Consider the following 18,400-nt stretch of genomic DNA (forward strand, 5'->3'; position numbering starts at 1 on the left):
GGCGGTCAGCTCAACGGCGGCCCAGCGGCTGCTCACCAGTAGTGGGCCACGTCGACCACAAACCGGGATCCCGCCCCGGGTCCGTCCAGGGTAAACACCCTGAAGGGAAGGCGTCCGCGGACACCAAGGCCGATGCTCGAGTAACCTTCGAAACTTCCGGCCCAGGCCAACTGGCGGAAGGTCTGGTAGCCGCCAACGTTGGTCAGTTCCTTCGGGTCCGCAGGCTTATATGTGGGGTTGCTTCCGTCGTCGTAAGCCGGTGAATTGACGGTGATCTGCAGGAATGCCCGTCCCCGCAGGGGAATCGGGAGCCCTGAACCGTCCTGCACCACCGTGGGGACATAGCGGACCGTGTAGCCTTCCACGGGTCCGTTGAGGTCAACCACCATGCGGTCGAAGCAGTAATGCTGCCCGGTCCGTGCGTTAGTGACCTGCCCCCTGCCCATGTCGCCCTCGGTTTTCTCCAGCGATCCCCACACAAGGTCGCAGTAGGAGGCGGACGCTGGCGTCGGAGCCACAAGCCCCAGCCCGGCGGCCATCAGGATTGCAGCGAGCCACACTTGAAACTTCTTCATTTCGGCCACCCCTGAAAGTGATGAGATAACTCAAGCGTAGGAGCCCGGACCGGCAATGACGAGGGCCGAAATCCCTTCGGCGCCCAACTGTTAACCTGCCGCCGCGCAGGTTACGGAACGGCGGCCCTTCGGTGGATTTTGAGGCTTTGTGATGGCGTCAGGGAGGCTCTTGGATGCGCTTTCGTGATGCCGGATAACGGCGAGGCGCCGGCCACCCGTGCGGGTTGCCGGCGCCTCGCGGTGCCTTGCTTCTGGAGTTGTGGGGCGCCCCGAAGGCTTCCTAGCCTTCGCAGTCGCGGCAGTACTTCAAGCCGTTCTTTTCCTTGGCAACCTGGGACCGGTGACGGACCAGGAAGCAGGAGGAGCAGGTGAATTCATCGGACTGCTCGGGAACAACAGTGACCGTCAGTTCCTCGCCGGAAAGATCCGCGCCCGGAAGGTCGATTCCTTCGGCCGTATCGTTCTCGTCAACATCGATAACGGCGGTCTGGGCGCCGCCGCCGCGGGACGCCTGGAGGGCCTCCAGCGATTCAGCGGGAGACTCTTCTTCTGTCTTGCGTGGGGCATCGTAATCGGTAGCCATAGCGTGGTTCACTTTCGTTGCTGCGCAGCGCCGTCTCAGGCACCTCAGTGAAGCAGTTTAGGTCATTATGCCGGTAGTTGAAGAAAAGTGTGTTGAACCCGACACATTACGCCTCCAGCGGTGGCGCCCACAGCCCCTGAGCAGCAAACCGGCGGCTAGCCCTCCCTTGCCGAGGCAGCCGTTTCCTTGTGCGCGGCCGCCGCGTGATCGGCTGCAAAGGACACCCCGCTGAGCGCCGGCAGCCAGGCCCATCTGGTGACGTCGGCGATGGCGGCATTGCCTTGTTCCCAGGCGCCGTGGTCCACCGCGTCCCCGGCGGACCACGGCGACGCTGCGGCCGGCGTGGGCCGGGCCTCGAACCACGAGGCGATTCTGGTGAGCAGGCGCGTTGTCATAGGCCCAAAGTAGGCGCCGCATGTTGTGGGCACGTTTCGCGGCAGTCTCCTCCGCGTTACATTTCCGGCATTCCCCGGCGGATCCGCTCTGGCGGCCCGTGCACTGTCGATTTAGCCTTGATGAACAACGTCCGAGGACCTCCGGAGGTATGGAATGGCTACGAAACTCAACAAGAAGGCGCTGGAGCACGCCCGCAGCCTCGTGAAGGACGGAAAAGTTGTCCGCGATACCCGGGACGACTGGAGCGAACACGCACCGTCGGCGGACCAGGAAAATGCCTATATCGACAAGCACGGCTTTACGGAGTTCTCCAGGTGGCACCTAGGCCTCGATCCGGACGAGTCGGAAGGAACCAAGGGCAGCGTGAGTTTTCCTTTTGGGGATTTCAAGAAGGTGCACCGTTGCGCGGTGGTTTCCCTGGAAAGCCGGGCCGCCCAGCACAACCACGATGAAATCGCCAAAGCCGCCAAGGACCTGCTCGAAAGGATCGACGCCGAGGACTAGAGCCTGGGCGAAGCACGGACCTGGTCGCTGCGACTCGCGCCACGGCTCAAGCCACAGGCAGAGCGTTCAGGGGAACTGCTTCACCAGGAGGGTAGTACTGGGAGCGGGCCGTCACCATCAACATGTTCGGCGTCCCCGCGCGCCAGCCACTGAAGCAGGCCTTCGCGGTCGGATACAACGCGCAGTCCGCCGTCGCCGATGACCCACTCGTCACGTTCTTCGGTCACCAACGTCATACCCGGAGCACCTTTGGCCCGCAGCGACCGCACTACGGATTCAAGGGCATTCAGCAGCGAATCCGGATCGGCTTCCTCGATGGTCCAGGCAGTGTCGAGGTCATGATGATGCACCACCACCTCGGCTATCCGGAGGGCCACAATGGATGTGGCGGGGACAGCCTTGCCACCCACGTGCACTTCCGTTGCCACGAGTTCCCCGCTTAGCCGTTGTGCCTGCTCGGCAAAGTTCCGGGCGGATAGCCGCAGCTCCCCAATGAGTTCCTCCCGCGGCAGGGCTGCCAAGGCAGCGATCTCTTTGGAGCGTGCCTCGCTTGAGGCGTAAAGGGGACGTTCCTCGCCGGAGGTTGCCCAGTCAATGAGCTTTACCAAGGCACGTCCACTGGAGGCGAGGTGCGCGATAACATCGGCCCGCGTCCACCCCTCACACAGCGAGGAAACTGTGATCTCGTCGTCGGTAAGTGACTCGACGGTGGCCAGTAACATGTCCGTCTCCCTGCCGAGGCGGGACAGATCCGAGTGGAGGCGTGCGGGGTTGATCATTGTGCCAGCCTACCCACGGGCCGCTCCCCGAACCACCGTTCGCGGGTCACTCTTCCATATCCAAATCGTCTCGACTGAGACGTACAGCCTTGGCTGGGCTGGCTTCATTGAGGCGGCCGTTTGAGATCAACAGCATATGAATAGCCCCCCGGCGGAAAGCCGGGTATTTCCCTCGTATGTCGCACGTCACACCTCATGTCAGGCTGAACGTACTCGGAGGTCGGCCCCTCGGATTCTCCCGGCGCCGCGGGCCTCCACTTAAGTCAGAGAGGACTTGGGGACCATGTCACAACCGCATGCCGTTATAGCCGAAAATCCACAAAAGGAGGCGCGCACCGCCAATTGGGTGGCTTTTGTCATCTGCACAGCTCTCCTGTTTGACGGCTACGATCTCGTCATTTACGGCACCGTCCTGCCAGGGCTGCTCGCGGACCCAAGCAAGATCGGAGCGTTCGATGCAGTCACCGCCGGCCTCCTCGGCTCCTGGGCCCTCATCGGGGTACTCGTAGGATCACTCGCTTGCGGTGCTGTCGGTGACTTTTTCGGCCGGCGGCGGCTGATGCTCCTGGGCATTGCCTGGTTCTCCATCGGCATGTTTGCCACAGCCTTTGCCACCAGTGTCCCTGCCTTTGGTGCCCTGCGGTTTGCCACCGGACTTGGGCTGGGCATAGTTATCGCCAGCGCCGGTGCCACCATGGCTGAATTCGCACCGGCTGGAAGGCGGCAGTTCTACAACGCCATTGTGTATTCGGGCATCCCGGCAGGCGGCGTCCTGGCCTCCATCCTCGGCATCCTTTTCCTCGACAGCATCGGCTGGCGCGGGCTGTTCATCATCGGCTCGCTGCCGCTTGTCATCCTCCTGCCGATTGCCTGGCGCAAGCTCCCCGAATCACCGCGGTGGCTGCTGTCCCGGGGCCGGGAACAGGAGGCCCTCGCCGCCGCACAGCGCACCGGCGTCCCGCTCATCGAGGAGCGGATCATCCTGGAGGTCGGCGCCGCGCCCCAGAAATCGGGCTTTGCTGCCGTGTTTTCCCGCCAGTTTGCCGTGGCAGCGATTCTGCTGGGCCTGATGTCCTTCTGCGGTCTGCTGCTGACCTACGGGCTCAACACGTGGCTGCCCAAAATCATGGAGGGCTACGGCTATGGGCGGACGTACTCCCTGTTCTTCCCGCTGGCACTGAACCTTGGAGCAGTAGCGGGCGGCTTGCTAGCGTCGCGCCTGGCGGACAAGAGCGGTCCCCAGCGGGTCATCGCGGCCACCTTCGCGCTGGCGACCATTTCCCTGGCGCTCATGACTTTCAGCTTTCCGTTGCCGCTGCTTTTTGCCTTCATCGCCCTCGCAGGCGTGGGAACGCTGGGAACCCAGGTACTGATCTACGGCTTCCAGTCCAACTACTTCACCACCAACGCCCGGGCCGCGGGCGTCGCATGGTGCGCAAGCGTGGGACGGCTGGGCGGGGTGCTCGGTCCGATCATCGGCGGGTGGCTGGCCGCCGCCGGCATCGGCGGATCCACGGCGTTCTACATCTATGGGGCCGTTGCCCTGGTTGGCACCGTGGTCACCGTGCTGGTGCCCCGCCAGCGCAAGCTGGAGCAGGCCGAGCACAAGGTCGAGGAGATCGCGGAAGGCCGGGCAGAAGACAGCATCCCTGCAGGGCAGTTCAAATAGTCCACCATCTGCCCAGGAGCCACCGGCGCCGCGGCAAAATTACGTCGCCTAAATATCCTAGTAGGGCTTATTATGGTTATTCTTTGAATCAATAGGCCCAAGGCAGCATCGTCGGGGCTGGTTAGCTGAAGGACGGCACCGCCTTGGACATCCGCCAACTGAACTACTTCATTGCGGTTGCTGAGGAGCGGCACTTCGGCCGCGCGGCCAAGCGCCTTCATATGGCCCAGCCACCGCTCTCGCAGCAGATCCGCCAGCTGGAAGACCAGATTGGAGTCCAGTTGTTCAACCGCACCACCCGCAGGGTGGACCTCACGGCGGCGGGGCAGCTCCTCCTGGATCGGGGACGGCAGATAGTCAATGACGTGGCCACTCTTCAGGCCGATGTTTATCAGGTGGGAAGGGGCGCAACCGGCGTGCTGCGGGTCGGCTTCTCGGGCTCGGCAACGTATGGCGTCATGCCCCAGGTTGCCCGACTTGCCAAACAGCTGCTGCCGGGCCTGTCCCTGGCCCTGCACGGCGAAATGCTCACGCCGTCCATGGAAGCGGGCTTGCGGAACGGTACTCTGGATGCCGCGTTGCTGCGGCCCCCTGTCGCAGCACAAGACATCGACTATCGAACTGTCGCCCAGGAGCCGCTCGTCGTCGCGCTTCCCTCGTTCAGTGCCCTGGCCGTGGACCGGCCCGTGGCGATGCACGAACTGCAGGACCAGGACTTCATCGCCTACCCGCCCGAGTCTGTCCTTCACCGCACCACCGCAGACCTCTGCCGCCAGGCCGGTTTCCAGCCACGCATTACCCAGGTTGTTGGCGAGACCTCTACGATGCTGGCGTTTGTAGCCGCAGGGGGCGGGGTGGCGGTGATGCCGTCCAGCGTGCAGGCCTTCCAGCTTGAAGGCGTGGCCTACCGGGAAATTGAAAATGTCCCCGACGTGGAGCTCGCGGTCGCTTGGATGCGCGGGCATGACTCTGCGCTGCTCCGTAACTTTCTGGACATCGTGGCCACCGCAACTGCGGGACCGACGGTGTCTGCCCCTGCCCCCGGCCCTGTGCCGTTTCCCACCGATGAAAGGCTTCCCCGCTCATGAAGATCGCAGCCATTGAGGCGATTCCCTACTCGATCCCCTATCTTCATCCGCTGCATTTCGCTTCCGGTTCCGTGCACGAGGCAGACCACGTACTCGTCAGGCTTCGCACGGACGACGGTGTGGTGGGAACCGCCGATACCCCGCCGCGTCCCTACACCTACGGTGAGACGCAGAAGTCTATCGTCGCGGTGGTGGAGGACATCTTCGCTCCGCAACTGATCGGCGTCGATATTTTTGACCGGGAGAAAGTTCAGTCAATCCTGCACCGGACCGTTCACAATCAGACGGCCAAGGGAGCCGTGGACATCGCCCTCTGGGACGTCATCGGCAAGACCCTCGGGCAGCCGGTGACAAAGCTGCTGGGCGGGTACACGGACTCACTCCGCGTCTCCCACATGCTCGGCTTCAAGCCTGCCCAGGAGTTGCTGGCACTGGCGCTGGAGTTCCGCGAGACCTACGGCATCAACACGTTCAAGCTCAAGACCGGCCGCCGTCCCCTTAATCTCGACATTGAGGCCGCCAGGGTGCTACGCGAGGGTCTTGGCGAGGACGCTGAGCTGTACATGGATGCCAACCGCGGGTGGTCCGCCAACGAGGCCGCCGAAGTGCTGCGCCGCACGGCAGAGTTGGGCCTGCAGTTCCTGGAGGAGCCCGACGACGCCCGCGAAGTCCTCGGCCGCCGTCGCCTCGTGACGAACTCCCCCATCCCGATCGCCGCGGACGAATCTGCTGCCAACCTTGGCGAGGCCGCTCGGGAGATCCTCACCGGCGGTGCGAACCTCCTGGCGGTAAAGACTGCCCGGTCCGGTTTTACCGAGGCGGCCAAAATCGTTGGCATGGCCGAGGGTATGGGCATCGATGTCTATATAGGCAACCAGATCGACACTCAGGTCGGCACGGTGGCCTCGGTGGCCTTCGGCGCCGCCTTTGCCCATTCGGCCAAGCGGGCAGCGGAGCTGTCCAACTACCTGGACATGGCCGACGACCTCCTGGCCGAGCCCCTGGCCATCACCGGCGGACGCATCCGTGTTCCCGAGGGCCCAGGCGTGGGCACCGCTGTTGATGAAGAAAAACTCTCGCGCTACCGCACCGACCGCTAACAACCGCTGTACCGAAAGGACATCCATGAAGTACCTGGTCCACATGGACGTAAACCTGCCCGCAGACTTTCCCGCCACTGAAGCGGCGGAGATCAAAGCCACGGAGAAGGCCTACTCGCAGGAGTTGCAGCGCTCGGGCAAGTGGCCGGAAATCTGGCGGGTGGTAGGTGAATACGCCAACTATTCGATCTTCGACGTCGAGTCGAACGACGAACTCCACGAGATCCTGCAGAACCTGCCGCTGTTCCCTTACATGGACATCTCGGTGGTCCCGCTCGCGAAGCACCCCTCCGACGTCAAGTAATCACCCGGCCAATCACGCGGCGCGAAAGCCCTCTGGAGCCGGCCGTGTTCCGGGATCAGTCCCTGGCCCGGAACACGGCCGCGAGCTCGCTGCGGGAGCGGATTCCCATTTTTCGGTAAAGCCGGGTCAGGTGATACTGCACGGTCTTCTCTGCCAGGAACAGGGTTCGTGCCGCTTCCTTGTTGGTGGCGCCGCCCGCTACCAGTTCCGCCACGGCGCGTTCCTGGGCCGTGAGCTGGAGGTGCTGGTCGCTGACGGCGGTCAGCACGGGGTCGGCAGGGTCAGGGAGGTTCCCGACGTCGAGCCCTGTTGCCTTGAGCTCGCGGTCGCACCGTTCCACGTATGTGGCCGCCCCCAGGGAGTCGTAGAGGTCACGGGCGGCCCGCAGGACCGACGAGGCCAGGCGCCGTTTGCCCGCCCGGCGCATGCTCTGGCCGAACGCAAAACTAACCCGGGCCCGCAGATATGGCCGGTTGAGGCCCCTGAGGTGGCCCAGCGACGCCTCGAAGTGCTCCCTGGCGGTGTCGGGATCTCCCTGTGCAGCCACCAGTCGTCCCCTGGCCCAGGCCATCCGCGCCATATCCGAGGGCACTTCCCGCTCGCGCGGCACGCGCTCGAACGCCGTGAGGAACGAGTCGGCGGTGTCGAGCTGGTCGGTCATGACCAGGGCGTTGACATAAGTGTCTTGCCAGGGCCAGAAGGACACCCTCTTCTCGGTCCACGGGTCCAGCTCCGTCAGCGGCTGCAGGACAGCCAAAGCCCCCTCATAATCCGCCCTGGCCTCGTGGAAGCGGGCACGGGCAAGGCTCGCGGGCACCTGCATGGCACGGTACGTTCCCGGCTGCACGGCCGCCTGCGAAACGTAGTACCGGGCCCGCTCCCAGTCTCCCCGCATGGACCATAGCTCCGCCGCAGTCCAGTAAAGCAGCGGGCGGATCAGCGGCATCCGCGAAGTCTCAAGGCGCACGGATGCGCGCGCCACGGTGGCGGCCGCCGCATCCCAGTTTCCGAGTACCAGGTGAGTGCGGGCCAGCCAGGCCTCGGCCCACAGCGAAATCCGCATCGAGCCGCCCCGGTACTCCGTGGGAGCCGCTGACTCGAAGTTCACCAACGCTGTCTCAACGTTGTCGAGGCGCAGCGCCAGCCAGCCAGCGCCCATCTGGACCCGTTGTTTCTGGGCGTTCTCGGCAGCATGTTCGAAGGCCCGGTGATACGAGGCCTCCGCCTCGGAAAGCCGGCCCTGCGCATACAGGCCCAGGCCGTAGATGGCCTCTGATTCAATATGGGCGGGTGTCCCCGGCTGGGTAAGTTCCATGGCCCGTTCCGCCCAGGTGGTAATGACCGGGCCGTCCCAGGACGCCACCCCGTGCAGGACGAAGCGCTGCGCCACCTGCGCCGCAGCCGACGGATCACGCTGCGGGTTGGAGGTGCGCCAGGCCATCTCCAACTGCTTCTGCGCGCTGTCGTTCTGTCCCGATGCGGTGGAGAGGTAGCCCAATACGGAGGAGCGAAGCGGCGACGGCGGCAAGGCGTCCACTGCCGCAGTCCACATCTGGGCCTGGGCGATGTTGCCGGAACCCACCAGGGCATCCACGGCCCTCAGGAGCCTGTCGTTCCGGGACCGGATGTCCTGGGAAAGCCGGGACGCGGAGAACAAGGCTGTTGAGGCGTCCTGCCAGGCTCCAACAAGGGCTTGGCGTCGGGCAAATTCCTCCAGTTCCCCGGCCAGGGCCTCGTCCGCGCCGGGTGTGGCGGAGACGCGGTGGCCCAACCGTTCGCCCTCGGGCTGCACGGCCTCAGCGGCCAGCCGATGAAGGGCAATGCGCCGGCTGGGGGCGATCTGTTCGTAAATGGCCGCATCGGTGCCTGGTTCAAAGAACACGACGGCGGAACGTGCCTGGTCAACGGCCAACCCCAGCAGCCCCGCACGGTGGCCCTCGTCGAGTGCGTCCGTCAGGGGTGCCACTCCGCTGACCTGGGAAACCTCTGCCATGCTTGGGGCGCGCCCCAGCACCGACGCTGCCTCCGCGACGGCAACTAGCGCCGGGGACGCTGCTTCCAGGACACTGCGCACTCTGGCGCGGAGACGGGACGTCGGAGGCAGGGAGGGAAACCACGTCTGCCAGGTTTCCGCCGGCAGCTCACGGAGCAGCTCCACGATCGGTTGCGCAAGTCCTTTGGTGTGCTGGACCAGGCCGTGTGCCGCCGTCGCGCTGAGATCGAGGCCGAGCATCCTGCGGGCGAGATCTTGAACCTGCTGCGGGGTTATCGGATCCAGCGGGATACTGGCTACTTGGTGGCCAGTGAGGAAATCAAGCACACCGCTGGGGACGCGCAAAGCGTCATCGGGGTTAAGGGTGAGCACGAACAAAATCCGTTTTCCGTACAACCGGCGCATGACGAAGGTAAGGATGCGCAGGCTCTCCACATCGAGTTTGTGGACGTCATCGACGGCGACAACTACGCTGCCATGGGCCTGCAGCCCTTCGAGGTGGGTGCTGAGGGTGGACGCGTAATTAACCACCTGGGCGGCGGTGAGAGCCGGAACGGGACCCGCGGGCAGAGCAGGGCCGCCGTCGTAATCCTTTGCCGAGCGCAGCGGCGACGTGAGCATGAGCTGGGAGTATCCGGCGAGCGGAAACTGTGCTTCCCATTCATCACCCATGGCGGACAGCACCCTGACACCACGGGCCACAGTGCGGCAGTGCTCAAGAAAGGACTCCAGCACGGCGGTCTTCCCGGCACCGGACGGGCCGGTGATCACCACTGCGCCCACTTTGCCTTTGCGGACGGTGCGGAGAATTTCCAGCAGTTCCTCAAAGACCCCTGACCGGCCGACCAGCGGAAGGCCCTCCGCAGTATCGCCTTGCATGGAGCCCGCCGTCATGGCCGCAACTCTACCGGAGCCGGGCGGCCGGGACTGACGGCGGGCATCCATCACAGGGGCCTCAGCCCAGGTCGCCGCCAGCAACGGGAAGGATGGTGCCCGTCAGGTATGACGCCTCGTCTGATCCGAGGAAGACGATCGGGGCGGCCTGCTCATCCAAAGTCGCGTAGCGCTTCAAAAAGGACGAATCCACACTTTGGTCAACGATCACCTGGTACCAGGCCTTCTCCGTGGTGGATTCGGCCTCCGGCCCCCGCTTGACCTTGCGTGGTGGCGCCTCGGTGCCGCCGGGGGCTGTCGCCACCACGCGGATGCCGCGCCCTCCCACCTCCATCGCCAACGACTGGGTCAGGGCGTTGACACCGCCCTTGGCCGCCGCATACGGCACCCGGTGCAGCCCGCGGGTGGCCACCGAGGAAACGTTGACGATAGTGCCTGAACCCTGCTCCAGCATCGCCGGCAGCACCGCCCGGCAGGTCCACAGGGTGGGAAAGAGGGAGCGCCGGATCTCTTTCTCGATCTTGTCTTCGTCATACTCTTCGTACGGGCGGGCCCAGATGGTGCCGCCGACGTTGTTAACCAGCACATCCACGCGGCCGTGGGCGGCCAGTGCCGCGTCCACGGCCCGTTGTGCTCCTGCGAAGGTCTCCAGATCCGCGGTCACCGAGATGGCCGAGCCTCCTGAACCGGAATCCTGCGCGGCCTCCTGTATCCCGCTCGCCACCTCATGGACCAACTCGGCGCGGTCTACGAGCACGACGGCGCCGCCCTCGGCACCGATGCGCTCGGCCACCTTCTGGCCGATCCCCTGGGCGGAACCAGTCACAACAACTACCTTGCCGGCGTACCGGCCGGGAGTAACGAACTGTCCGGCATAGGGCTGCGTCATCAGCGGCCGGCCTTGGCGTCAATGGCGCCCGCCATGGTTTCTTTGGCATCATGGGCGTGGGCCATGATGACCTCCCGGACCCGTGCTTTGTCCTGGCGCTCAAAAGCGTCAACGACGTCAATATGGTCCTGTATGACCCGCTCGAAAATACTGGTTCCCGTTTCAAAGGCCGCCGCCATCTGCGCGTGGACGTCCAGCCGGCGGTAGGACTCGAGCAGCATGGGGTTGTCGCAGACCATAAAGAGGTATTCGTGGAATTCCTCGTTAGTACGCGCGAACTCTTCCGGTTCCTGGATGGTGCCGGCATTCACAGAGCGCCTGGTGGCCTCGGCGAGCCGGCGGAACTGGTGCAGCTGCTCTTCGCTCAGGCGGCCCACCATTAGCTCGCTCACTGCAAGTTCCAGGCCCATGCGCGCGTCAAGCTGGGCGAAGCTGTCCTCTTTACGGAAATCCAGCCGGCCGGTCTCCAGGGACGAAACGGCCTCGCTGCGGCTCATCGTGTCGCCTTCGGCCGCAATCTTCTCTGCCGGTGCCGGCGCACCTGTTTCCGCGTCGCCGCCGGTGGTTTCCTTCGGGGCAAAGCGCTCGAAGTAAAAGTTGGCGGGCTTGACGCCCTCGGAGTCCAGCCATTTCGACACAGCGTTGACCATCGGAGGGGGTCCGCACAGGTAGATGTCAACGTCGCCGCCGTTCAGGTGTGAGGGCTCAACGATTTGGGTGACATAGCCCGTGTGGGGAGCAGATGTGCCAGGTTCGGAAGCGATGTAGTCCCAGGTAAATCCGGGCAGCTTCGCCTCATAGGCCCGCAGCCACTCAAGGCCCACGATGTCCGCCTCACGGGTCAGGCCATAGATCAGGTGGACCGGCACCGACGGCGGGTTCTCGGAAAGCTTCTCGAGGATGGACAGGAGCGGAGCAAGGCCGGTACCGCCGGCCAGAAGCAACAGGGGCCGCTTGGGCTCACGCAGGAAAAACGATCCGAAGGGGCCCGTGAACTCGATGGTGTCGCCCACCGCCGCCCGATCGCGCAGGTACTCGGACATCGCACCCTGTGGCGTCACCCGCACCATGAATGAGGAATCCTGAACCTCGGGGCCGCTGCTGAACGAATAGGAACGCTCCGCGTCGGTTCCGGGGACCTTGATGTTGACGTATTGGCCCGGCAGGAAGGCCAGGGCGTCCCGGTTTTCCACCTCCAGGGTGAAGGACACCGTGGTTTCCGAGTGCTTGTTGAGTTCCTTCACGGTTGAAGTGAAGGAACTGGCTCCGGTTTTGGCCGACTCGGACGTGGCGGGGATTTGAATGGCCAGATCCGACTCAGGAACGGCTTGGCAGGTAAGCATGTAGCCTTTTTCGAGCTCTTCCTCCGTCATTGCATCGTCGATGTAGTCGCCCGGATCGAAAGAGCCGGAATCGCAGAAGGCCTTGCAGGTGCCGCATGCACCGTCCCGACAGTCCGACGGAATATTGATGCGGGCTTTGTACGCAGCGTCCATCACGGTCTCGTAGTCGCCGACCTTGATGACTTTGGTGACACCGTCTTCGAAGCTGAGGGCTACTTTGTGGCCCATGGTTTCCTCCTGGCTCGGGGCCGCCTCGACGCGGCCCGGGAAAGTGCAGATGTGCCCGACGGGCACGTGTTTGAAAACGCAAGGCCGGTGCCAGGCAAACGCGCGGCACCGGCACGGGGCCGTCAGATCATGTAGATGTCCACCACGTGGTGGATGTAATCGTTCTTGAGGACGACCTTCTTTTTCAGGATGACGGGCTCGCCGCCGGCAAGATCAATCGTGTAGAAGCTGTTTCCGAAGTACGTGTCCGTTGTGTTGTAGCGGAAGTAGAGGGTGAACCAGTTGAAGCGGACTTTCACCTGGTCGCCGTCGTGCTCCACGATTTCGATGTCGGTGATGTTGTGCCCGGTGCGGGGCTCCGGGAGGGAGGTGGCCGAGGACCGGTCCGTCTTGATCCGGAAGACACGGTCCTCAATACCGCCGCGGTTGTCGTAGTAGATGAGCGAGATCTCGTTCTGCGGGTCCTCGGTCAGCCGGTCGTCGACGTCCCATGCGGGCATCCAGAACTCGGAGTCCGGGTGGTAGCACTGGAGCCACTCATCGAACTGGCGGTCATCCAGCAGGCGGGCCTCCTTGTACAGGAACGCGCGGACCGTTTCGAGGGTGGCGATCTCCTCGGCGCTCTTGCGCGCCGCAGCTGGCTTGGTCAGGTTGGTCATGGCTTATGCACTCTCTCTGGTTCCACGTGGTCTGGTCAGGCGGTGACGGGAACGGCATCCAGGGCGGAACGTTCTTGTTCCGCCAGGGCCCGGTCCATCACTTCCTTCCAGTACCCGTGCTGGATCGGGTAGAGCCCCTCGTCCTCGGTCCGCACCCCGGAAGCGATGACCCGGGTCATACCCAGCGCCTGGGCCTGCTCGTCAGGGCCCGCAATCTCGTGCGTGGAACCGCGGGTCATGTCATTCCAGGGCGCAGAAGTGGCCCAGTAGGTCTTGTTGCAGGACCGGAACTCCTCGAGGTCGTCGGGGGTGGCCATGCCGGTGGCGTTGAAGAAGTCCTCGTACTGGCGGATGCGCTTGGACCGGTTCTCCTGCGATTCCCCCTTGGGGGCGATGCAGTAGATCGTCACCTCGGTCTGGTCCGCGGAGATGGGACGGAAGTGGCGGATCTGCGAGGAGAACTGGTCCATGATGTAGACATTCGGGTACAGGCAGAGGTTCCGCGAAATGTTGATCATGAAGTTGGCCATCTCCTCGCCGTACTTGGCAACGAGCTCCTCGCGGCGGTCCCACAGGGGGCGGTCCTCCGGATTTGTCCATTCCTGCCACAGCAGCAGGTGTCCATGGTCGTAGGAATAGAAACCGCCCTTGACCTTGCCCCATTTGCCGGCGTCCATGGCCTTGGTCTTGTTCGCGGAGTCACCGGCGGTGCGGCGGGCCGTCGTCGCAGCGTAGTTCCAGTGCACGGCGGTGACGTGGTAGCCGTCGGCGCCGTTCTCGGCCTGCACCTTCCAGTTGCCGTCGTAGGTGTAGGTGGACGACCCGCGCAGCACTTCCAGTCCCTCCGGGGATTGGTCCACGATCGAATCGATCACTTTGGTGGCGTCACCCAGGTGCTGTTCGAGCGGGAGGACGTCAGCTTTCAACGAGCCAAAAAGGAAGCCCCGATAGGACTCGAAACGGGCAACCTTGGTGAGGTCGTGGGAGCCTTCTTTGTTGAAGGTCTCCGGGTAGCCGGCATTGCGGGAGTCTTTGACCTTGAGCAGTTCACCGGAATTCTTGAACGTCCAGCCGTGGAACGGACAGGTAAAAGTGGTGCGGTTGTCCGTCTTGCGGCGGCACAGCATCGCGCCGCGGTGTGAGCAGGCGTTGACGATGCAATTGAGGTTCTCGTCCTTGTCACGGGTGATCATCACCGGCGTACGGCCGATATTGGTGGTGAAGTAGTCCCCCACGTTGGGGATCTGGGATTCGTGGGCCAGGTAGACCCAGTTGCCCTCGAAGATGTGCTTCATCTCCAGTTCGAAAATTTCTTCATCCGTGAAAATCTCGCGTTTGGCCCGGATGACGCCGTTCTCACGGTCGTCGATCACAGCGTCGGCGAGGACCTCGCGGACATGGGTCATGTTCTCGGTCATGGCTGCTCCTTCATTGGAGAGTGCTGGACGGATGGGCGGGTGGTCCGGCTGGCGCCGCGCTACGCCCAGGACGTTGTCAGCCAAGTCTGGTCCACCGTGACAGCTCTCACATCAGGCAAACACCTAGGTTCGACCAAGGGTGTCTTTATGTCGCCTTTTTGACAGAAAACAGGCTAAATCGATATTTGTAGCGTCCTTATTTGAAGCCTACGATGAGACCGGCATCACCCGAGGTCGCGTGGTGGCAGATGCAAGTCCAGCCGCACGCCTTCGCAACGCACAGGAGCACTTCCTGTCCCCTATTCAAAGAGGAGTATGGACATCACCATGACCGAGACCCAAGCAGACACCCGCAAAGAGGACGAAGGCACTGCCGTCGAAGCCGGCTCCAAGGCCACCGAACGCTTCACAGCGTCCGGCAAGCTCTCCCGCCTTGAGGTGCCGAAGGAACGAGTGAGCCTGCTGGCAGGTGCGCTCATCAAGGCCGCCAACGACATCGTCGTCGAACATCAGGTCACCTACGAGGAGTACAACGCACTCAAAGCCTGGCTCATCAAGGTGGGAACTGACGGGGAATGGCCGCTGTTCCTCGACGTGTGGCTGGAGCACACTGTGGAGGACGTCAACTCCCAGGACCGCCCCGGCACCGTAGGCACCATCGAAGGACCCTACTACGTGCCGGGCTCCCCGGTTCTCCAGACCCCGGGCACCGTCGAAATGCGTGAGGACGAGGAGGGCACCCCGCTGCACTTCAGCGGCCGCTTCACCGATACGGACGGTAATCCCATCCAGAACGCGCAGGTGGAGATTTGGCACGCCGACAGCGCCGGGTTCTACTCCCAGTACGCGCCGGGCCTCCCGGAATGGCTCTTCCGGGCAACGGTCAAGGCCGACGACGACGGCCGCTTCGAAATCAACACGATGCGCCCGGCGCCCTACCAGATTCCCACGGACGGGGCTTGCGGGCAGCTGATCAGCGCGGCAGGCTGGCACGCGTGGCGCCCGGCACACATCCACATCAAGGTCTCCGCGCCGGGATTCCAGCCCGTAACCCAGCAGCTGTACTTCCCGGGCGACCCGCACAACGCGGACGACATCGCCTCGGCAGTCAAGCCTGAGCTGATGCTCGACCCCCAGCCGCGCACCGATGGCGGGGCAGGCGAAGAAGTGGTTTATGACTACGTCCTCGCCAAGGAAGGCCAGCACAAGTAACAACCACCGCTGACAATCGGTGCCGCCGTCTCGGCCCGGCACCGAAGGCGCCCTGGAGTGCAAGCTCCAGGGCGCCTCATTTTTTTACCGCCGCTGCCAGGAGCCCGAATGCTGCCATCCCGTCAGGACCCGCCCGCCATCCCCTATGCCGGGGCTGTTGCGGCCCATGGACCCCAGCCCCTGCTGGAACGCCCGGGTGTTCGCCCAGCAGGTGCGCGCCAGGTCTTCCGTGACCTGGGCGTGCCCTATGTTTCCAACGGGGTGATCGGCCTCATTTTCTCCGTCTCCGGCCCGATCGCCGTTACCCTGGCTGTGGGAGCGGCGGGAGGGCTTACCGAAGCCCAGCTCGCGTCGTGGGTGTTTGGCATCCTTTTTTCGGGCGGGGCAGCCACTCTGGTCATGTCCCTCCTCTATCGACAGCCTCTGGGCTTCGCCTGGTCCATTCCCGGGACGGTGCTTCTGGGTCCGTCCCTTCAGCACCTGTCCTTTGCGGAAGTGGTGGGGGCGTTCTTCACGTCCGGAATTCTCATCCTCGCCCTAGGTGCCACCGGAGTGGTGCGGCGGATCATGGCAGCGGTTCCGATGCCGATTGTTATGTCCATGGTGGCTGCTGTCTTCCTGAAATTCGGCACAGACATCATCGTCTCGACACAGGCGAACCCCCTGGTGGCCGCGCCCATGGTGGCCGCATTCCTCGTCCTCACGGCCATACCCGCCCTTGGCCGGTTCCTTCCACCGGTGCTCGGCACCCTTGCCGTTGGGTGCCTCGCCGTGGCGGCCAGTGGTCAATTCTCTTTCCAAGGGGGCGGTCCGATCCTGGCCACCCCGGTTTTCACCGTTCCCGAGTTCACTTGGGCCGCCCAGTTCGAGCTCGTTGTTCCGCTGGCCCTCACCGTGTTGTTCGTTCAGAATGGCCAAGGCATCGCCGTTCTCCGTGCCGCCGGCCACAATCCGCCAGTCAATGTCTTCGCCATGGTCTCGGGCGCGTTTTCTGTGTTCAATGCAGGCTGCGGCGCAGTCTCGGCGTGCGTGACAGGCCCTACCAACGCTCTCATGACGTCCTCCGGAACAAGGCGCCGCCAGTACGCTGCTGCCGTAGTGTTCGGTGTCCTGGCCATGGCCTGCGCCCTCTTGGCTCCAGCCCTCACCCGGCTCATGCTCGCCACACCGAAGGAATTCATCCTTGCCCTGGGCGGCATTGCGATGTTGCGGGCCCTCCAGCAAGCCTTTGTCACAGCCTTCGCGACAGCCTTCACCCTGGGGTCCCTGGTGACATTCGTCGTGACCATCTCCGGCTTGAGTCTCTTCAACATCCACCCGGCGTTCTGGGGCCTCGTTAGCGGCTACCTGGTCTCACGGCTGCTCGAGAGCGCTGACCATGCAAGGCCCCTCCGCGAAGACGGCCAGGGGCAGAGCAAGTAGCCCAAGGCCGGACTTGGTCGCTGCGACTCGCGCCACGGCTCAAGCCACAGGCCACACAACCAGGGTCTTCCACGTGGCGGGATCCGGTTCCGTTGCGGGGTCGCTGAGGTAGTACTCCCACATCGAATCAGCCGGGCTGAATCCCTCTTCCTTCATCCGTTTCTGGATGGCGTCGTACGTTGTGGTCAGGGTGTCGTACGGGCCGGTGTGGGTTGCTTCGAAGGCCTGGCACGCCGGCAGGGTTCCGGCCGCCACTCCTGCGGACGCAGTGATGGGCGCCGACACCGGAAACCCTGCCTCGACGTCGACGGAGTCGGTGGGCATGCCCAGGTACCGGCCAAAAGGCGGGCCGGCCAGCTCCACGCCCTGCTGTCGGGCCGCTGCCATAACAGCGCCATAAGCGCGGCCGAAGAAGTCCGGCAGCGCGTTCATGGGCACTTTTTCGCGGACGACGGCGGTGGGCTGTTCGGTGCGCTGGACCAGCCGGATCCCGGCTTTCTCTTGGCTCATACGCCAACCATCCGTGGCGCGAACGCTGCAGCCTAGGGTCGAAGGACCCGGGGCCGGGGCCGTGTGCCTGCGCCGGGGCCGGGGCCGTTCTTCACCAGTGCCTCCCGAACAGCCGGCGGGGCAGCTCAATGGTCGGCGCGCACGCCCTCTTTGAGCCACAGCGTGTCGCCCTCAACCCGGTCGAGCTCATCGGAGGCGAGGTACGCGTGCCCGGCGAACAGACCGGATCTGTCAACCTTTACATAACCGATCCGCAACAGCCTCTCCGCGGTGTGGCGAGGCAGCCCGGAGGTCGCCGCGAAATTGTCGATCACCGTGCTGACCAGGCCTCCGGTCTCAGCGTCTGTCTGGCCGTCCGAAGTCACCGACTCCGGATCACCCATCTTCAGGTCCTCGACCTTGCCGATCTTCTTCCCATCCGGTGCTACCACGTGCATTCCTTCCCGCACCTGCTCAATGACCGCCATGACGTCCTCCTTCATGCATTGCACCGCTGGATGCAACACAGTGTAGGCCTCGCACGGAGCCAGCAATAGGCACGAATGATGGCCTGCTGGCAGGCTTGTTCGGGAGGAGTGCGAGCAGCGGCTGAAGGGTGGCAAGGACCTCGCCTACGGGCGGGCAGTGAGGTCGCCGAAACTCGCGGGTCGGCGCCGGAGTGGAGCCCCCTGTCGGATTCGAACCGACGACCCCCGCTTTACAAGAGCGGTGCTCTGGCCAACTGAGCTAAGGAGGCGTGCCTGTTCCTGCCGGAAGGACCGGGCGCAACAGGCGGCACTAGATGCAGTGCTAGATAAGGTTAGCCCAAGGACGCCCCGCTGGTAAAAACGGCAG

The 18,400-nt window shown here is 63.9% G+C and carries 18 protein-coding genes and 1 tRNA gene; 7 read left to right on the forward strand and 12 right to left on the reverse strand.

What is annotated here, in order from left to right; genetic code table 11:
* Positions 1 to 32 precede the first annotated feature (32 nt).
* The 3 genes from WMN78_RS03735 to WMN78_RS03745 all read right to left on the reverse strand — a co-directional run bounded on the left by WMN78_RS03735 (position 33) and on the right by WMN78_RS03745 (position 1,553).
* Positions 33 to 575 carry an AMIN-like domain-containing (lipo)protein gene (locus tag WMN78_RS03735; protein WP_340532109.1) on the reverse strand — a complete coding sequence of 181 codons (543 nt, stop codon included), beginning with the start codon at positions 573 to 575 and terminating at the stop codon, positions 33 to 35.
* A gap of 280 nt (positions 576 to 855) precedes the next feature.
* Complete coding sequence (locus tag WMN78_RS03740) at positions 856 to 1,158, reverse strand: DUF4193 domain-containing protein (protein WP_305939816.1); 303 nt, start codon at positions 1,156 to 1,158, stop codon at positions 856 to 858.
* A gap of 155 nt (positions 1,159 to 1,313) precedes the next feature.
* Entirely contained in the window at positions 1,314 to 1,553 is a 240-nt protein-coding gene (locus WMN78_RS03745; protein ID WP_340532110.1) for a hypothetical protein, read from the reverse strand.
* Between the two features lie 154 nt (positions 1,554 to 1,707).
* Between WMN78_RS03745 and WMN78_RS03750 the strand changes: the two genes are divergently transcribed.
* Complete coding sequence (locus WMN78_RS03750) at positions 1,708 to 2,058, forward strand: hypothetical protein (RefSeq protein WP_340532111.1); 351 nt, start codon at positions 1,708 to 1,710, stop codon at positions 2,056 to 2,058.
* A gap of 80 nt (positions 2,059 to 2,138) precedes the next feature.
* On the opposite strand, the gene WMN78_RS03755 is transcribed toward WMN78_RS03750, so the two are convergent.
* On the reverse strand, positions 2,139 to 2,837 hold the full coding sequence (locus WMN78_RS03755) for a maleylpyruvate isomerase family mycothiol-dependent enzyme (protein ID WP_340532112.1): 699 nt from the start codon (positions 2,835 to 2,837) through the stop codon (positions 2,139 to 2,141).
* 346 nt (positions 2,838 to 3,183) lie between these two features.
* Between WMN78_RS03755 and WMN78_RS03760 the strand changes: the two genes are divergently transcribed.
* The 4 genes from WMN78_RS03760 to catC all read left to right on the forward strand — a co-directional run bounded on the left by WMN78_RS03760 (position 3,184) and on the right by catC (position 6,998).
* Positions 3,184 to 4,506 carry an aromatic acid/H+ symport family MFS transporter gene (locus WMN78_RS03760; protein ID WP_340532113.1) on the forward strand — a complete coding sequence of 441 codons (1,323 nt, stop codon included), beginning with the start codon at positions 3,184 to 3,186 and terminating at the stop codon, positions 4,504 to 4,506.
* Positions 4,507 to 4,649: 143 nt separating this feature from the next.
* Positions 4,650 to 5,594, forward strand: a complete 945-nt coding sequence (locus tag WMN78_RS03765; protein WP_340532114.1) for a LysR substrate-binding domain-containing protein — start codon at positions 4,650 to 4,652, stop codon at positions 5,592 to 5,594.
* Positions 5,591 to 6,694 carry a mandelate racemase/muconate lactonizing enzyme family protein gene (locus WMN78_RS03770; protein WP_340532115.1) on the forward strand — a complete coding sequence of 368 codons (1,104 nt, stop codon included), beginning with the start codon at positions 5,591 to 5,593 and terminating at the stop codon, positions 6,692 to 6,694. The genes WMN78_RS03765 and WMN78_RS03770 overlap by 4 nt, the downstream gene beginning before the upstream one ends.
* Before the next feature lie 25 nt (positions 6,695 to 6,719).
* Positions 6,720 to 6,998, forward strand: a complete 279-nt coding sequence (gene catC, locus WMN78_RS03775) for a muconolactone Delta-isomerase (protein WP_340532116.1) — start codon at positions 6,720 to 6,722, stop codon at positions 6,996 to 6,998.
* Between the two features lie 55 nt (positions 6,999 to 7,053).
* On the opposite strand, the gene WMN78_RS03780 is transcribed toward catC, so the two are convergent.
* The 5 genes from WMN78_RS03780 to benA form a co-directional block, all read right to left on the reverse strand.
* The gene (locus tag WMN78_RS03780; protein ID WP_340532118.1) at positions 7,054 to 9,885 is read right to left on the reverse strand and encodes an AAA family ATPase; all 2,832 of its coding nucleotides are present in this window, start codon (positions 9,883 to 9,885) and stop codon (positions 7,054 to 7,056) included.
* A gap of 61 nt (positions 9,886 to 9,946) precedes the next feature.
* Complete coding sequence (locus tag WMN78_RS03785; protein WP_340532119.1) at positions 9,947 to 10,774, reverse strand: 1,6-dihydroxycyclohexa-2,4-diene-1-carboxylate dehydrogenase; 828 nt, start codon at positions 10,772 to 10,774, stop codon at positions 9,947 to 9,949.
* Positions 10,774 to 12,345, reverse strand: coding sequence for a benzoate 1,2-dioxygenase electron transfer component BenC (gene benC, locus WMN78_RS03790; RefSeq protein WP_340532120.1), 1,572 nt, complete (start codon positions 12,343 to 12,345; stop codon positions 10,774 to 10,776). The genes WMN78_RS03785 and benC overlap by 1 nt, the downstream gene beginning before the upstream one ends.
* 122 nt (positions 12,346 to 12,467) lie before the next feature.
* On the reverse strand, positions 12,468 to 13,004 hold the full coding sequence (gene benB, locus WMN78_RS03795) for a benzoate 1,2-dioxygenase small subunit (RefSeq protein ID WP_340532121.1): 537 nt from the start codon (positions 13,002 to 13,004) through the stop codon (positions 12,468 to 12,470).
* 35 nt (positions 13,005 to 13,039) lie between these two features.
* On the reverse strand, positions 13,040 to 14,422 hold the full coding sequence (gene benA, locus WMN78_RS03800) for a benzoate 1,2-dioxygenase large subunit (RefSeq protein WP_340532122.1): 1,383 nt from the start codon (positions 14,420 to 14,422) through the stop codon (positions 13,040 to 13,042).
* A gap of 315 nt (positions 14,423 to 14,737) precedes the next feature.
* Here benA and catA point away from each other — a divergent pair, with 315 nt between their 5' ends.
* Together catA and WMN78_RS03810 are read left to right on the forward strand one after the other, a co-directional pair.
* Positions 14,738 to 15,634, forward strand: a complete 897-nt coding sequence (gene catA, locus WMN78_RS03805) for a catechol 1,2-dioxygenase (protein ID WP_340532123.1) — start codon at positions 14,738 to 14,740, stop codon at positions 15,632 to 15,634.
* Between the two features lie 108 nt (positions 15,635 to 15,742).
* A complete protein-coding gene (locus WMN78_RS03810; RefSeq protein WP_340532124.1) occupies positions 15,743 to 17,056 on the forward strand; it encodes a benzoate/H(+) symporter BenE family transporter in 1,314 nt (437 codons plus the stop codon).
* 39 nt (positions 17,057 to 17,095) lie between these two features.
* On the opposite strand, the gene WMN78_RS03815 is transcribed toward WMN78_RS03810, so the two are convergent.
* The 3 genes from WMN78_RS03815 to WMN78_RS03825 all read right to left on the reverse strand — a co-directional run bounded on the left by WMN78_RS03815 (position 17,096) and on the right by WMN78_RS03825 (position 18,302).
* Positions 17,096 to 17,566 (reverse strand): GyrI-like domain-containing protein, encoded by a 471-nt coding sequence (locus WMN78_RS03815; protein ID WP_340532125.1) that lies wholly within the window; start codon positions 17,564 to 17,566, stop codon positions 17,096 to 17,098.
* 125 nt (positions 17,567 to 17,691) lie between these two features.
* A complete protein-coding gene (locus tag WMN78_RS03820; protein ID WP_340532126.1) occupies positions 17,692 to 18,033 on the reverse strand; it encodes a hypothetical protein in 342 nt (113 codons plus the stop codon).
* Positions 18,034 to 18,225: 192 nt separating this feature from the next.
* Positions 18,226 to 18,302: transfer RNA gene (locus tag WMN78_RS03825), tRNA-Thr, on the reverse strand.
* Between the last annotated feature and the right edge of the window lie 98 nt (positions 18,303 to 18,400).

Origin of the sequence: Arthrobacter oryzae (assembly GCF_037911235.1) — a bacterium.
Classification (GTDB): domain Bacteria; phylum Actinomycetota; class Actinomycetes; order Actinomycetales; family Micrococcaceae; genus Arthrobacter; species Arthrobacter oryzae_E.

Coding starts and splice junctions, on each gene's coding strand:
- WMN78_RS03810 (WP_340532124.1), top strand. CDS start 15,743: ATGCTGCCATCCCGTCAGGACCCGCCCGCCATCCCCTATGCCGGGGCT.
- WMN78_RS03785 (WP_340532119.1), bottom strand. CDS start 10,774: ATGACGCAGCCCTATGCCGGACAGTTCGTTACTCCCGGCCGGTACGCC.
- WMN78_RS03780 (WP_340532118.1), bottom strand. CDS start 9,885: ATGACGGCGGGCTCCATGCAAGGCGATACTGCGGAGGGCCTTCCGCTG.
- WMN78_RS03815 (WP_340532125.1), bottom strand. CDS start 17,566: ATGAGCCAAGAGAAAGCCGGGATCCGGCTGGTCCAGCGCACCGAACAG.
- benA (WP_340532122.1), bottom strand. CDS start 14,422: ATGACCGAGAACATGACCCATGTCCGCGAGGTCCTCGCCGACGCTGTG.
- WMN78_RS03770 (WP_340532115.1), top strand. CDS start 5,591: ATGAAGATCGCAGCCATTGAGGCGATTCCCTACTCGATCCCCTATCTT.
- WMN78_RS03755 (WP_340532112.1), bottom strand. CDS start 2,837: ATGATCAACCCCGCACGCCTCCACTCGGATCTGTCCCGCCTCGGCAGG.
- WMN78_RS03750 (WP_340532111.1), top strand. CDS start 1,708: ATGGCTACGAAACTCAACAAGAAGGCGCTGGAGCACGCCCGCAGCCTC.
- benC (WP_340532120.1), bottom strand. CDS start 12,345: ATGGGCCACAAAGTAGCCCTCAGCTTCGAAGACGGTGTCACCAAAGTC.
- WMN78_RS03735 (WP_340532109.1), bottom strand. CDS start 575: ATGAAGAAGTTTCAAGTGTGGCTCGCTGCAATCCTGATGGCCGCCGGG.
- WMN78_RS03820 (WP_340532126.1), bottom strand. CDS start 18,033: ATGGCGGTCATTGAGCAGGTGCGGGAAGGAATGCACGTGGTAGCACCG.
- WMN78_RS03745 (WP_340532110.1), bottom strand. CDS start 1,553: ATGACAACGCGCCTGCTCACCAGAATCGCCTCGTGGTTCGAGGCCCGG.
- WMN78_RS03740 (WP_305939816.1), bottom strand. CDS start 1,158: ATGGCTACCGATTACGATGCCCCACGCAAGACAGAAGAAGAGTCTCCC.
- catA (WP_340532123.1), top strand. CDS start 14,738: ATGGACATCACCATGACCGAGACCCAAGCAGACACCCGCAAAGAGGAC.
- benB (WP_340532121.1), bottom strand. CDS start 13,004: ATGACCAACCTGACCAAGCCAGCTGCGGCGCGCAAGAGCGCCGAGGAG.
- catC (WP_340532116.1), top strand. CDS start 6,720: ATGAAGTACCTGGTCCACATGGACGTAAACCTGCCCGCAGACTTTCCC.